The sequence below is a fragment of the Paenibacillus sp. OAS669 genome (assembly GCF_014873645.1).
In the GTDB taxonomy this organism is placed as follows: domain Bacteria; phylum Bacillota; class Bacilli; order Paenibacillales; family NBRC-103111; genus Paenibacillus_S; species Paenibacillus_S vulneris.
Genome location: NZ_JADBDR010000016.1, coordinates 50,648 through 63,621 on the forward strand (window position 1 = coordinate 50,648; position 12,974 = coordinate 63,621).

10 protein-coding genes are annotated in these 12,974 nt (G+C 52.8%); 2 read left to right on the top strand and 8 right to left on the bottom strand.

Features of this window, described 5'->3' with window-relative positions:
- Nucleotides 1–548: 548 nt before the first annotated feature.
- Genes GGC63_RS27465 through GGC63_RS27480 form a run of 4 tightly spaced genes read right to left on the bottom strand, consistent with a single transcriptional unit; the run spans nucleotide 549 to nucleotide 5,002 of the window.
- Complete coding sequence (locus GGC63_RS27465; RefSeq protein WP_192705032.1) at nucleotides 549–1,733, bottom strand: Gfo/Idh/MocA family protein; 1,185 nt, start codon at nucleotides 1,731–1,733, stop codon at nucleotides 549–551.
- Between the two features lie 23 nt (nucleotides 1,734–1,756).
- The gene (locus tag GGC63_RS27470; protein WP_192705033.1) at nucleotides 1,757–3,154 is read right to left on the bottom strand and encodes a mandelate racemase/muconate lactonizing enzyme family protein; all 1,398 of its coding nucleotides are present in this window, start codon (nucleotides 3,152–3,154) and stop codon (nucleotides 1,757–1,759) included.
- The gene (locus GGC63_RS27475; RefSeq protein WP_192705034.1) at nucleotides 3,141–3,992 is read right to left on the bottom strand and encodes a sugar phosphate isomerase/epimerase family protein; all 852 of its coding nucleotides are present in this window, start codon (nucleotides 3,990–3,992) and stop codon (nucleotides 3,141–3,143) included. The genes GGC63_RS27470 and GGC63_RS27475 overlap by 14 nt, the downstream gene beginning before the upstream one ends.
- A 26-nt stretch (nucleotides 3,993–4,018) precedes the next feature.
- Nucleotides 4,019–5,002, bottom strand: coding sequence for a hydroxyacid dehydrogenase (locus GGC63_RS27480; RefSeq protein ID WP_192705035.1), 984 nt, complete (start codon nucleotides 5,000–5,002; stop codon nucleotides 4,019–4,021).
- A 152-nt stretch (nucleotides 5,003–5,154) separates the two neighbouring features.
- On the opposite strand from GGC63_RS27480, the gene GGC63_RS27485 reads away from it, so the two are divergent.
- Nucleotides 5,155–5,904, top strand: a complete 750-nt coding sequence (locus tag GGC63_RS27485) for a helix-turn-helix domain-containing protein (protein ID WP_192705036.1) — start codon at nucleotides 5,155–5,157, stop codon at nucleotides 5,902–5,904.
- Nucleotides 5,905–6,302: 398 nt separating this feature from the next.
- Here the strand turns inward: GGC63_RS27485 and GGC63_RS27490 are convergent, their stop codons facing one another.
- Complete coding sequence (locus tag GGC63_RS27490) at nucleotides 6,303–7,457, bottom strand: glycoside hydrolase family 88 protein (RefSeq protein ID WP_079914116.1); 1,155 nt, start codon at nucleotides 7,455–7,457, stop codon at nucleotides 6,303–6,305.
- A gap of 88 nt (nucleotides 7,458–7,545) precedes the next feature.
- A complete protein-coding gene (locus tag GGC63_RS27495; RefSeq protein ID WP_192705037.1) occupies nucleotides 7,546–10,017 on the bottom strand; it encodes a glycoside hydrolase family 2 TIM barrel-domain containing protein in 2,472 nt (823 codons plus the stop codon).
- A gap of 299 nt (nucleotides 10,018–10,316) precedes the next feature.
- Here GGC63_RS27495 and GGC63_RS27500 point away from each other — a divergent pair, with 299 nt between their 5' ends.
- Nucleotides 10,317–11,174 carry an AraC family transcriptional regulator gene (locus tag GGC63_RS27500; protein WP_192705038.1) on the top strand — a complete coding sequence of 286 codons (858 nt, stop codon included), beginning with the start codon at nucleotides 10,317–10,319 and terminating at the stop codon, nucleotides 11,172–11,174.
- 152 nt (nucleotides 11,175–11,326) lie between these two features.
- On the opposite strand, the gene GGC63_RS27505 is transcribed toward GGC63_RS27500, so the two are convergent.
- Both GGC63_RS27505 and GGC63_RS27510 read right to left on the bottom strand, forming a co-directional pair.
- Nucleotides 11,327–11,569 (bottom strand): hypothetical protein, encoded by a 243-nt coding sequence (locus tag GGC63_RS27505; RefSeq protein WP_079914113.1) that lies wholly within the window; start codon nucleotides 11,567–11,569, stop codon nucleotides 11,327–11,329.
- A gap of 261 nt (nucleotides 11,570–11,830) precedes the next feature.
- Complete coding sequence (locus GGC63_RS27510; protein WP_079914112.1) at nucleotides 11,831–12,697, bottom strand: helix-turn-helix domain-containing protein; 867 nt, start codon at nucleotides 12,695–12,697, stop codon at nucleotides 11,831–11,833.
- Nucleotides 12,698–12,974: the final 277 nt, after the last annotated feature.

Here is a 12,974-nt window from a genome sequence, read left to right on the forward strand (position 1 = left end):
AATCCTATCTTAAACCCTCTTAAAAAAGAAGAAACGGCACCCACCGCCGTTTCTTCGGTCTGTTGATAAGCCTTTTTATCCTGAAAAATGTGAAAGGCGGAAGGTGGGGTAGCTCTCGGAAGAGCGTTAGCGCCGCCTTTGTTATCAGGAAATCACCGCTCAAGCGGTTTATAATCAAAATTTCCCGAGAACAACAGCGGCCGGAAGGGGATACCTCGCCGGTGCACCACATTCTTACTTCAATCCTATCTTAAACCCTCTTAAAAAAGAAGAAACGGCACCCACCGCCGTTTCTTCGGTCTGTTGATAAGCCTTTTTATCCTGAAAAATGTGAAAGATGGAAGGTGGGGTAGCTCTCGGAAGAGCGTTAGCGACCGCCTTTGTTATCAGGAAATCACCGCTACTCAGCGTCTAAATTGAAAATTTTCTGATAACAACAGCGGCTGGAGGGAGATACCCTACCGGAGCACTTGCGCTATTTTTCAACATCCCTCAGGCTTCACAACAGACTCAACCAGCCAAAGAGCCGTTTCTTCTTTTTATCCCCCTCACCGAAATGACTCCCGAACATCCACCATAACCTGATCCTGACTCGCCTCCGGCTTACGGTACGTGGAATGCTCGATCAGCCTTTGCAGCTCCCGCTCGTATTCATCGCAGTCTAGCGGCAGACGCACCTTGCTCTCGCGGATAGAGGATAATACCATGCCGTTAATAATCATCAGCGAGTGTAAGCCCTCAGCCGCAGGTACCAACGGTTCCTGCCGGTCTGCGATCGCTTGAAGGAAATCCGCCACAATCCTTTCATGTCCAGGACCCGCACTTCCATCCCATTCGATCTCCACCACGTCGTGCTGGACGGTACCGAAGGCCCGTTTGGCGTGCTGAATGTAGCCGAGCGCCGACTCCGTATTTTGATACAGCGTTACTTTTTTGTGCTCATACACAAGCTTGCCGTATTCGCCGACGATCTCCAGCCGATCCGTGCCCGGGCACTCCGACGTGGACGCAACGAAGTTTCCCATCAGCCCACCCGGATACTCCAGCATGGCATGAACCTCATCCTCGACCTCAATATGATGGTACTTTCCGAATGCAGCCGTCGCTGTAATCGATTGAGGGAGGCCGAACAGCCACCACATCATATCCAGATTGTGCGCGCACTGATTTAACAGCACCCCGCCGCCTTCGCCCTTCCACGTGCCCCGCCAGTTCCCTACGTTAAAATACGCCTGAGGACGGAACCAGTTCGTATTAAACCAGGCGAACCTCATTAGCCTTCCGAGCTTGCCTTCCTGCACCACTTGCCTGATATACTGCCACTCAGGAGCTGTTCGCTGCTGATAGATGGCGGCAAATACGAGACCCGGCTTATGCCTTCGCTGCTCTTCATACACAGCAATCATACGCTCCGCATCCTTCACATGGGCGGCTACCGGTTTTTCCACCAGCACGTGAATATTTCGGCGCAGCGCCTCGATCGTTACGGTCGTATGCTGATAATGAGGGGTCGCCACGATAACCGCATCCAGATTGCCTGCATCCAGCATCGCAATATAATCGGTAAAGCCCTGAACTCCGTATTCGGCAGCGAGTCGATTTACTTTTTCTTCCTTTTGACTCCAAATAGAGACAACCTGGCAGCCTTCCATCCGAGACAGCTGCTCATAATAAAGCTTGCCCATATTGCCCATGCCAATAATGCCGATTTGAATCTTGCCCTTCTCTTGCATCAGCTTCACCGCCTTTCCGCTGTCTAATAGCATACCGTGGGCTGCGGGAGCGGTCTCGCGATTTGTTCGACCTGGTAGCCGAATCCGTAACCGGTCAGACTGTCCAGCTGTACCTTGCCGTCCTGTCTCCGATACAATCCGGGGTGAACCTGGGCTTCATAATGAGAGGCTTCAGGGTAAAACTGCATTCCGTTCGTCTCCACCCCCATAATGGTGCCTGCATGATAAGCCAGCAGCAGGTGAGGAATTTGCGCAAGCATCGGATTCGTTAAATCCTGCACCATCAAGGTCATGCCATGTGCCTTCGCCCAGCAGAGGCTTAGCAATGCGCCTGTTTGTGTCTTGCACGTTTTGAGCGCAACGCCGGTCCAACCCAGCTCCCGCCCCAGCTTCACCAGTTCCCAGTCATGGGCGCTCTCGTCCATGAACAAAGGCTTTCTGGCGCTGACGCTGCGGACATCGAGCCGATGTTCCTCCAGCTCATAAGGAAAAGGCTGCTCAATATACAAGATCGCTTTATAAATGTCCGGATGCTCCCGCATTAACCGGTCCAAGATATCGTTCACGTAGCTGCAATCGGTAACCTGGCAATTGAAGTCCGCCGTCAGCCATACAACCCGTCTGGCTAATGCAATGTCTCCGACTTGAACAAGCCGGTTGTAGTCCCAAGCCGCATCATTCCCCGTCAGCTTGACCTTCAAGCATTGCAGGCCGTCTCGTTCAATCCAATCCTCCAACGTGTACGGATAGCCGTCATCGCGTTCGCTGCCGGTCAATTCGTGCCGGTACAGCAGGTCTTTGCCTCCTACTAGATGCCATGCAACCAATTCTTTGTGTTTGGGAATGGAGAAAAAATCCTCCGGGTACAACCCATCAAAGCTAACCGATGACCCTGCCGCCGGCTCCAAATAAACGGACAAATCCTCGTTCATATAAGTCCCGTTGTAGGTCTCGTAGATGTTGACCCGGTTCGTCTGTCCGTAAGCATCATGAAGCGCAATGTCAAATAGGGAAAAGCAGACGAGCGCCGCCAAATACGGCACAGGCTCAGGCAAGCCCGAGCTCGCGTTAAAGGCATCGACCACCTTAGGCAGCCGCTGCTTCTGATAACGTACGCCCAGCTCGAACGGATGGCCCTGCTCCTTCCACCCGGACAGATCCTCGGCAATGAGCCGGCAAATCTGCTTCAAGGCTTGCTCGCGCGCTTCATAGCTAAGCGAACTCGGCCATACCCATTGGACACTTAACGGCGTTTCCCCCCATCCCTCGGCACGTTCGCCTAGCCGGTTTTCCGTCTGAATGCATACTCTTGCGCAGGTTACGGTCGTCAGTACCTCAGCCCCGAACTTCAGAGGGACGCGGGTTTGCACAGGCAGCTCATATAGCTGCAACCCGGTTACGGTAATATCATACGGCTTCATGACCGGTCTCCCCCGTTTCTCTCATGATGCTCCTGATATATGCCACCTCTTCCTGAAGCGCAGGAATGAGGAGATCCAAGTTACTGCTATGATAAAAAGGCTGAAAGTTCAGTACGCCTTGAAACTTAGCTTCGTGCAGCGCCTTCGCGATGACCTGCCAATTCGTTACGCCGTCCTGACAAGGCATCCATTGCTTGCTCCAGCCTTTGTTCGGAGCCGTCCTGCCCTCCGGATTGTACACGTACTGGGCGTCCTTGATTCCCATACCGGCCAAGTAGCTTCCGAGCGATAGAATCGCTCTCCTCCAGTTATCGTTGCCCTCATGAAACTGGTTGCCCGGGTCCGGCATAATGCCGACATAGTCGGACGGCAGCCCTTCTACGAGAGACAGTGCCGCATAGGAATGATGAATGAGCATGCGGTCCCCGTGGTGGATTTGGTACACCGCCTTGAGCTTATATTTGGCGCACAGCTCCGCCATTTGATACATCGAGGCACGGGCTTTCTCCATTTGCGTAAACAAGTGCTCTTGCTCGTCATAGGAAAAGTACGACATGCGGAAGCTGCGGATGCCTACATCGGACATGATCTTCAAGGGTGTGTCATCCCGTGCGAGCATTTCCGGCGAAAAGCCGGTTGTGGCGAACTCCACCTTCAGGCTGCTGCGCTGCATGGACTTCACAAAGGCAGGAGCTTCTTCAGCAAATCGGTCCGGAGTGACCCAGTAGCCTTCACGGACCACCAAATCGACCGCATCGAATCCGCTCCCACGGGCAGCCTCAGCAAGCTGGTTCACATCGCAGCTCTGAAAAAACTTAGGAAACAAGGTATACAGCATCGAATCGATCTTCCCCCTCTCCCCGGCTACGCCAAACGGTCCAGCATATCCCAAGTAACGACCATTTTCGGTTTGGAGCCATTCAGGAAAGCCCTTACATCCTCAACAACCTGATTCCCGATATGATAGCTTTGGCCTCCCGCCAAGTGGGACGTATAAATGCAGTTAGGCAGCGTGCGGATCGGATTGCTCATCTCTGCAGGTTCCGGATCGGACACATCGAGAAAGGCGAACAGGCGTCCTTTCTTAAGCTCTGCAATCAATGCCTGCTCATCAATGCAGCCGCCGCGGGAGGAATTGATAAAAATCGCGTCATCCTTCATCGCCTGAAATTCCTTTGCTCCCATCATATGGCGCGTGCTGTCCGTCATCGGGGTATGCATCGTGATGGCATCACATTGCTCGCAAAGCTCTAGAAGCGAATCGACCTTCGTCGCCCCGAGCTCTGCGGCGGCTTCCTGCGTGATATACGGATCATACAGCAGCACCTTTGGGCCAAAAGGCCGTACGAGCTGCAGGAAGTAGCGGCCCACCTGGGACGCGCCGATGATGCCGACCGTAGCAGCCGCCAGATACAATTTGTTCGGTACCGGCTGCCGGAACTCGGTTCGGTTCGACTGGGCATTCGGAAGGATTCGTCGCAGGCCGATGATCATTTCGCCGAGCACCATCTCGGCTACAGTCCTCCCTATCGCCGGAGCGCAGGAAGCAATCACAATATCGCTGCCGCGCAAATCGTCCGTGAAAAAGCCTTTGACAGACCCTGCGGCATGCTCCCACAGCCTGAGGGACGGACAAGCCTCCAATATAGCCTTCGTAGGCTTAGGCGTCCTCCAGGAGCCTACAGACACTTCGCAATCCTGCAAAAAGGCTGCAGCCTCATCATCGTTGAACTGTACATCCGTTGGATTCCATTTCACTTCAGCAATCGATTCAAGCTCGTTGCGGCTTACTTCTGAAAATATAGCTTTTTGCATACTAACCGGCATTAAAACCCCTACTTTAGCCATGCTCCATTCACGCCTCTCCGTCATTATTTTACATAGTCAATATAACACCTTGCGAAATAGGGACGAATGGCAAAATCGAGCCTTTACTTGTCGTTTTGTGTGATAGTTGATATGGTAAGGGGAGATGCCTTTGTAGAGGGAAGGTGTATTCAATGAACTCCAATCTGCTCATTTTGTTTAAAGGGGAAAAACACGGCTACGGGAAGGTCGCTTTGCACTCGCATACGTTCTGGCAGCTGGAAATGGTCACCCGCGGCCACATTGCCTATACGCTGTACGACAATACCATCAGGGTGTTGAATGCAGGAGATATGCTGCTGATCCCTCCCTTTCAGGAGCATGAATTTATCTATGATACTCCTGGTGCGGCATGGATTACATTGAAGTTCGAACGAAGCGAAGCTTCTGACTCGTCATGGGGAGGGGTCATTCCAAAATCGCTGTTCACCGAGAAATTTATGGCGTCGCTTCTTGCGACGATTACCGGAACGATCCTGAAACCCTACGAGAAAACGTTCGTGGAGGGAATGCTGGAGTCTCTCTTTGTGTATATCGGATCGGACGATTTTTGCCAAATGGAGGATGAGCCGAGCCAGCTTGTCCGCGCTATTACCGATATGGTGCGGGAGCGGAACGGCAGACCTATCAGCGTGGATGAGATCGCAGAGCAGCTGTCGTATACGCGAAGCCATATATCGAAGCTGTTCAAGCAGCTGACCGGGGAAAATTTGAAATCCTTCATCGACCGTGTGAGGCTGGAGAAGGCCAAGGAGATGCTACGGTATAGCGAATTCAATATATCTTATATCACAGAGGAGCTGGGCTTTAAGGATATTTTTACATTTTCGCGGTTTTTCAAGCGCATGACGGGAATGAATCCGAGGCTGTATCGATCTCACTAAATAACCCCACAAAGTGGGGCCAGGTTGTCGAGAAACCTATGAGGCTTGAACTAATGCTAGTATACTACGGTGGGGCATACCCCTCCAGCCAAGCTTCCGAAGCAGGCTTTGCTACGCAAAGCCCCCAGCTGTTGAAACCCGTGAAATGTGATTAGATTTAGCGGTATTTTCACGGGTTTCAAAGGCGGACGTAAACTCTTACAAGATATACCCCACCTCCATATTTAGCATAGTTCCCGCAAAATCAGTTTTCTCGACAAGTTCCCCCCACGAAGTAGGCCCATGGCTTCGAAGCTGATTCAGGCACATGCGGGGAGCCACGAAATTTAAAAAAGCTCCTTCCCGCACAAAGCGGGAAGGAGCTTGGTTCATTTTGGATTCGACTCACGCCGAACCAATTAGAAAATGCGGTTTTTCCAGCCGAGCAGCTTGGCGATTGCTTCTACGTAGTAGTAGTCTCCGTAGATCAAGGAGACGTTCACGTTTTGTCCCGCCGGCTTGTTACCCGTTCCTTCGAGCAGAATCGCTTCGTGTTCAGGACGGTCCCAAGTTCCGTAGTTTTGCGTCAGCGAGAGCAGGATACGCTCCGCTGCGTCGCGGTAGGCTTTGCCTTCAACGCCTGGCAGCGCGTCGGCCAGCTCCAGCAAGCCGGATGCGGCGCAGGATGCGGCCGAGGTGTCGCGAGGCTCGTCGGCCAAGCTTTCCGCCGCACGGAAATCCCAATGCGCCACATGATCTTCCGGCAGCATGGACAAGAAGTAGTGCGCTACGCGCTGTGCTGCGCGCAAATATTTCTTATCGCCGGTGAAGCGGTACGTGTTCGCCATGCCATGCAGCGCCCAAGCGGCACCGCGGCTCCAGGAGGAATGAGGGCCCGCGCCTTGACCGCCAAGAGACTCGATGACCTCACCGGTCTCAGGGTTGAAGCTGACGATATGGTTAACCGAGCCGTCCTCGCGGATAAAGTGGTTCACAACAGTGTCCGCGTGAGCTTTAGCGATATGGCTGAAACGAGGATCCTTGATCTCTTCGGCTGCCCAGAACAGAATGGACAGGTTCATCGAGGAGTCGACGATCGACCAGCCGATTTTTTCCTGATTCCATGCGCGGAGGAAGTTGCCTGCAATGTTGAAGCGTCCAGCGAGGAAGTTTGCTGCCGTCAGCCCGCGGCGCTTGCCGTCCTCATCACCTGTCAGCTTGTACTTGATTACCGCAGTAGGCAGGTATTGGAAGCCCACGTCGTGGTGATAGTTGTTTTGCTGGATCGATTTTTGCTCCAGCTTCTCGTCCCATACCCAGGCTGCATTTTTGTAATGCTCTTTGCCTGTCATTTCATGCATAATCCACAAAATGCCCGGCCAGAAGCCCGATGTCCACCAGTCATGGCGCATATCGTCGTAAACCCCTGTATCAGCCGGAGCCACGTGAGGGGACTTGTCCCCGATTTGGGTAATCATACGATCTACCTTGTGCTGCAGAGCCTCCCAAATATGCGGAAGTGCTTCTTGCAAATTCGCTGCTTGCTTCAACTTGCTCGTATCCAATGCTGTCATGCTCGTTATCCTCCTTTAGGATGGCTTCTGAAATCGAATGAAGTTTATAGATGCAGGATGCGCCATAGCACACCCTGCCCGAATCACTTTAGATGGTTAAGAATGCGGTCGGCAAGCCGGCGCTTGCAACGCTTACGACGGAGACTGGCTCATGCTTTGTTCCATTAGCCGCCGCGCTTGCCGCTGGTCCCCCTGCCGATACGAAGCCGGTCACCGGCACGCTGGCGGCAGCTCCGCCTACAGGATCAATCACGATGCGTGCGCGTCCGTTCGTCAGCTGAATCAAGCTGGAGCCGCGCACCGTACCTTGGCGGTCGATCAGCTTGCCGTCGCCGGTTAAACTGAACCGGACGAAGTTCAACGCGTCGAGGCAGCGTACGCCGTTGGCGTCATAAGCAACCGCTTCGACAACGATGCCGTCTTCCTGCTTCTCAGAGCTCAGTCTGATCTCGACCGGCTGGCCCCAAGCTTCCGTTTGATATTCAAACGACAGCTCGTCGGTTACCGTAACGCCGTCTTTCGTCGCTACTAACTTCACCTGGTTGATGCCCAGCTTCAGTACGGTCTCCCAACGCAGGCCTGCCGCAGGGAAGTTTTGAGAATCGCGCTTTTTCACGCCGAGGCTTGCGCCATTTAAGAACAGCTCCGCTTCCGGGCAGTTGGAGTATACCTTGATGGTTTTCAGCTCATCCGCGGCTCCCCACCGAACCGGCATCGTATGGCCGTAAATGCGGGCCATCGGCTTGCTTGTCCAGTATGATTGGTACACGTAGTAAGCTTCTTTTTTCGTAAAGTCGCGTTCGATGATCCCTTTCATATTCAAATAAGGAATCGGGGAGTCTGGACGAACTGGTGTTGCAAAATCCTTGAACGCCCACTGTGCCGCACCGGTCAGCCAATCCATCTTCTCCTGGGATTTCAAATACCAGTCGATCATTTCGCAGAAGTAGGTTTCCGACCAGTCGCCGTCACGGGATACGCGAGGCTCGCCGCCGGTCAGCAAATAATCGCCGTCACGCTCATCGGTATCGCCGTCACCGCTCTTGATAAACTCAAAGCCGGTGTACGTCTTCTCCACATGACGCGTTGCCAGGTTATCCGCGCCCCACTCCATATGGAAGAAGGAGTCGACGTTTTCAAATGCTTGGCGGCTGCTTTCTTCATAATCCGTATAAATGCCGCGGTACCAGCCTGCCCAGATCGAAGGCGAGTACACGTCGATAATGTCCTTGCAGAACTCGCAGCGGCGAATCGCGGTCAAACGGCTCGGATCCAGCTTATGCGACAAATCGTGAAGCTCCTTCATGAACGCGCGGATTTCCTGCTGGTCGAAATAGTCAAAGTCACATTCCCAATCGTTCTCGTTGCCGAGTCCCCACAGAATAACCGAAGGATGGTTATAATGCTGCTCGATCATCGCGGTCAGCATATCGCGGCACTGCTGGCGGTACTGCTCGCCTCCAAGACCTCCGCGGCACCAAGGAATTTCTTCCCATACTAGAATTCCCAGCTCGTCGCACAAATCCAGAACGATGCGAGACTGCTGGTAATGGCCGAGGCGAATGAAGTTCGCCCCCATATCCTTGATCAGCTGCATTTCCGTGCGGATCATTTCCTCGGTCATCGCAGGCCCAACGCCCGCATGATCCTCGTGGCGGTGAGTACCGCGCAGCAGCAGACGCTCGCCGTTCAGCTTGAACGGCCCTCTTTTCACGAATTCGAAGCTGCGGGCCCCGAAACGCTCCACCTGTTCCGTACGGCCGTATGCACTTTCCAGCTCCACCGTGCAGCTGTACAAGTAAGGACTGTCCGTCGTCCACAGCACAGGGTTCGCCAGTTCTGTTACAGCAAGCTCCTTCATCCCCGTCCAAGGCTTCTCGCGAAGCTGGAATTGAGCCAGCTCCTGTCCTTCTCCGTCCTTGATGCTGACCTTCAGGGTCACTTCTTCCTGCAAGCCTTGCGGATTGTATAAGGCAGCGCGAACCGCAACACGGCAGCTGCTATGAGCATCAGACAGCTTCGGCTCCACATGGACACGCTCCAAGGAGACCGCAGGCACATAAACCAGGTTCAAATAGCGGTATATCCCGCCGTACAGGTTAAAATCACTGGCATCCGAAGGAATCGTCTCCAGCTCACGGCTGTTGTCGCATGCCACGGCTACCGGAATGAGTCCTTTGTAGCGTTCGATTTCGCGCGCCTGCGCAACAGCTTCCGTAATGTCTACCGTAAATTCGTCATAGCCGCCCAAATGGGAGCCTACCTTATTCGTGTATACATAGACATCCGTACGCTGGCCCGCTCCCTCAAAGTGAAGCAGCGTCCTCCCTTGAGGATAAGGGTTGTTCACTTCCAGCTTATTACGGTACCAGCCCTGTCCTTGATAATACTTGCCGTTCGGGTCCAGTACGTCCAGTCCGTTGTAAGAATGAGGCAGCTCTACGCTATGCCATGGGACATTATAATGGTTCTGCAGCTTGTCCTGGCGCCATACCTCCCAGGGCCCTCCCAGGCTTCCGCGGTGATGCTCCCATTGCTCGATTAATCTGCGCTTGATCAAATCTATTCACACTCCGTTGGTTATAGTGGTTTCATTTTTAGCGAGTGATTGGAGAAAGTCTGCCGTCGGCTGCCGCCACGCTTCGGCCTCTGACCATCTGCTTGCGCCAAGTGCTCGTACTGGCCAAGCCGTGAAGCAGAATCGGTCATTCATGGCCGATCACCGACCCTTTCCTAAACGAGTCTCCAGTAAATCCAAATACTATAAACAAGCTTATCAAAAAATGCTCGTCCATTGTTTGGTGTGTTTATGATAAAATGTTGTTATATTACGGTTAACCGACTGAGGTGATACTACCGATGAAAATAATGAACTATATGAACTTGAACCGACACCCGGTTAAGCTCTCCTTCGCCAGAGACCGTACCCACGAATTTGTTGAAATTTTCCACGCCCATCAAGGGATGGAGCTTTTATACGTTCATGAAGGACACGGCAGTGTGATCGTAAATCAACAAATCGTGAAGCTCGGGCCGGGGAGTCTGGTGTACTTCCGTCCGTTTCAGCTGCATCGTATTCAAATGAAGATCAGCGAAGAGGCCCCTTACATCCGTTCTTTGTTCGTATTCGAGCCCTCTGAGCTTGACCGTTATCTAGCACCTTTTGCATCGCTGCAATCATTCTTTCGTTGGCTGTGGAAGGACCCTATCGCTTATCAGGTGTTCTCCGGCCTGCCTCAAGAGCGGATGGTTGAGCTATTGAATGTATACCGTACACGAATTGAGAAAGCACAGCCTGAGGATCTTCTGGAAGAGGAAATGCTGTTTCTTGTCGCTCTGCTGCATGAGCTGAAAGGGCATTGGAATCCGGAAGAGGCGGCGAGACCCGTTCGAAGCAAATCAACCAGCGCCGAGCAGGTCATGGAGTGGATCGAGGAGCACTATATGGAGGAATTCCATTTGGAAAGCCTGGCCAAAGCCGTTCATCTATCGCCGAATCACATCTCGGCTGTATTTCGTCAAACAGCGGGGACCACCATTACGGAATACTTGACCGCAAGGCGGATCCGGCAGGCGTGCTGGCTGTTGAAAACAAGCGATTTGACCGTTCAGGAGGTCGGCCAGTCGATCGGGCTGAGCAATTTCCCTTATTTTTGCCAGCTGTTCAAAAAGCATGTGGGGCTGACCCCGTATCGCTACAAGCGTTCCTTTGATTAATGTGCCGAATGATTTATGAACTAAAGCCCCGATACCGTGCAGCTCGCGCCGGAACCAGGGCTTTTTGCGCATGTCGGAACCGACCAAGTCCTCTCATAAAAGCCGAAAAAAATAAGCCGGCACCGTCCAAAGCGATGCCAGCTTGTTATCCGTTACTTTTTGCTATCAGGGTCTGACGGTTCTTCCTTAACCCAGCGGTCATACCGGTCGTCGACCTCTCGAGCCATCTGCCGGTACAGCTTGGTTTCCCGTACGACAGGATCGATCTGAGCCTGTATACGGATTTCCGTCTTGATCGGCAGCCGCTTGCGGGCCGCTTCCTCGGTATCCTCCGTATCCATTTCTCCTTCCGTCAGCTTGCGCGCGAGCTGCTCTTCCCATTCTTTTTCATCCATCGTCAGGTCCTCCTTCAACATTCAGTTCCATTCGATATAAAGATAAGCTCACTTCTAATTTACCCGATGCGAAACAGGATTACACCTGTTTTTTCCAGTTGGTGAAGAGACTTTACTTCGGGTGGCGGCGCGGTGCTTCCTATTAGCCTGCTGTATAGTCAAATAGTTATGATAAACCTGCCAACCCTCACCCGTCGGGGTCCGCCAGTTCCAGCTGCCCGTAGCCTGTAACGGCTTCATAAAGAGTGACTGTCCCGTCATTCAAGGCTGCTCCAGCACCTCTTCTTCCGGGAAAATAGCCTTGCCGGATGCTTTGCGGTATTCCGACGGGGAAAGGCCGGACTGTTTTTTGAATATCCTAGAGAAATAATACAGCTCCATTCCAATCTTGTCCGCTACCGCGGATATCGACAGATCGGTCGTAGCCAGCATTCGGCGCGCCTTCTCCAGACGCTTCTTGTTGATATACACAATGGGAGAGAGCCCCATCATCGATTTGAAATAATGCATGAAATAGTTCGGGTGAAAATGGACCAGCTTCGCCAATTCCTCGACAGTAATCGGCTCGGCGAGATGACGTTCGATATAGGACAGGACGATATTGATCTTGGACGTGCTGGAGGTCGCCGCCAAGTGCAGCTGCGTCTCCGATTGCTCGATGTATTCGGATATAATCTCGAACAGGATGGATTTTATGCGCAATGGCGCCGTAACGGAGCTATCCGTATGCAGCTCCAGCAGCTGCTGAAATTGCTTTTCGAGCAGCGGCTCGTCCTTTACGGTGATCCAATGAGGCAGGTCGAGCATTTGAAACAGGTTCACGTCCCCTACCGTCGCCGAGAAATGGCACCAATATTTGCCTAGCGGATTATCGTTCTCCGGAGCGTAAGACAGCCGCATGCCTGCAGGCAGCAGGAACAGCTGGCCGGGCTCGGGATAATAATCCTTGCCGCGGATATGAATCCAGCCGCCGCCTTCCCGGATATAATACAGGCGGTTGACGTCCGTCATCATGTTGGAGACCCGCCAGTTCGTGCCTACCTTCGTGTAATGCGCCATTTGCAGCGTAATCTGGGTATTGTCCAGATAGCTTCGCATGAGCTGAAGCTGCAATTTGTCTTGATCCATGATAGCCTCCCACTCAACCAAAAAAGCATTAGGATTGTGCAAATGTCTGCTACTATCATACATCCGCTTCCCCTGTTTTGCCTACAAGAATATGTATGCAGCCTTGCGCTGCTTAGGGTAGAATGAGCTTTTCTGCGCTATTCATCGCTATTTGGTGAGAGGCGGAAAGTACAAAAGGACACATCCTTTTTGGATGTGTCCTGAGTCTGTCGAGAAACCTATTGAGCTTGAACTATTGCCAATATACTCCGATGGGGTATGCCCCTCCAGCCGCTGT

Bases quoted from the DNA above. Each gene is read 5' to 3' on its own strand.
- GGC63_RS27465 (WP_192705032.1), bottom strand. From the start codon at position 1,733: ATGCAAGAGAAGGGCAAGATTCAAATCGGCATTATTGGCATGGGCAAT.
- GGC63_RS27470 (WP_192705033.1), bottom strand. From the start codon at position 3,154: ATGAAGCCGTATGATATTACCGTAACCGGGTTGCAGCTATATGAGCTG.
- GGC63_RS27475 (WP_192705034.1), bottom strand. From the start codon at position 3,992: ATGCTGTATACCTTGTTTCCTAAGTTTTTTCAGAGCTGCGATGTGAAC.
- GGC63_RS27480 (WP_192705035.1), bottom strand. From the start codon at position 5,002: ATGGCTAAAGTAGGGGTTTTAATGCCGGTTAGTATGCAAAAAGCTATA.
- GGC63_RS27485 (WP_192705036.1), top strand. From the start codon at position 5,155: ATGAACTCCAATCTGCTCATTTTGTTTAAAGGGGAAAAACACGGCTAC.
- GGC63_RS27490 (WP_079914116.1), bottom strand. From the start codon at position 7,457: ATGACAGCATTGGATACGAGCAAGTTGAAGCAAGCAGCGAATTTGCAA.
- GGC63_RS27500 (WP_192705038.1), top strand. From the start codon at position 10,317: ATGAAAATAATGAACTATATGAACTTGAACCGACACCCGGTTAAGCTC.
- GGC63_RS27505 (WP_079914113.1), bottom strand. From the start codon at position 11,569: ATGGATGAAAAAGAATGGGAAGAGCAGCTCGCGCGCAAGCTGACGGAA.
- GGC63_RS27510 (WP_079914112.1), bottom strand. From the start codon at position 12,697: ATGGATCAAGACAAATTGCAGCTTCAGCTCATGCGAAGCTATCTGGAC.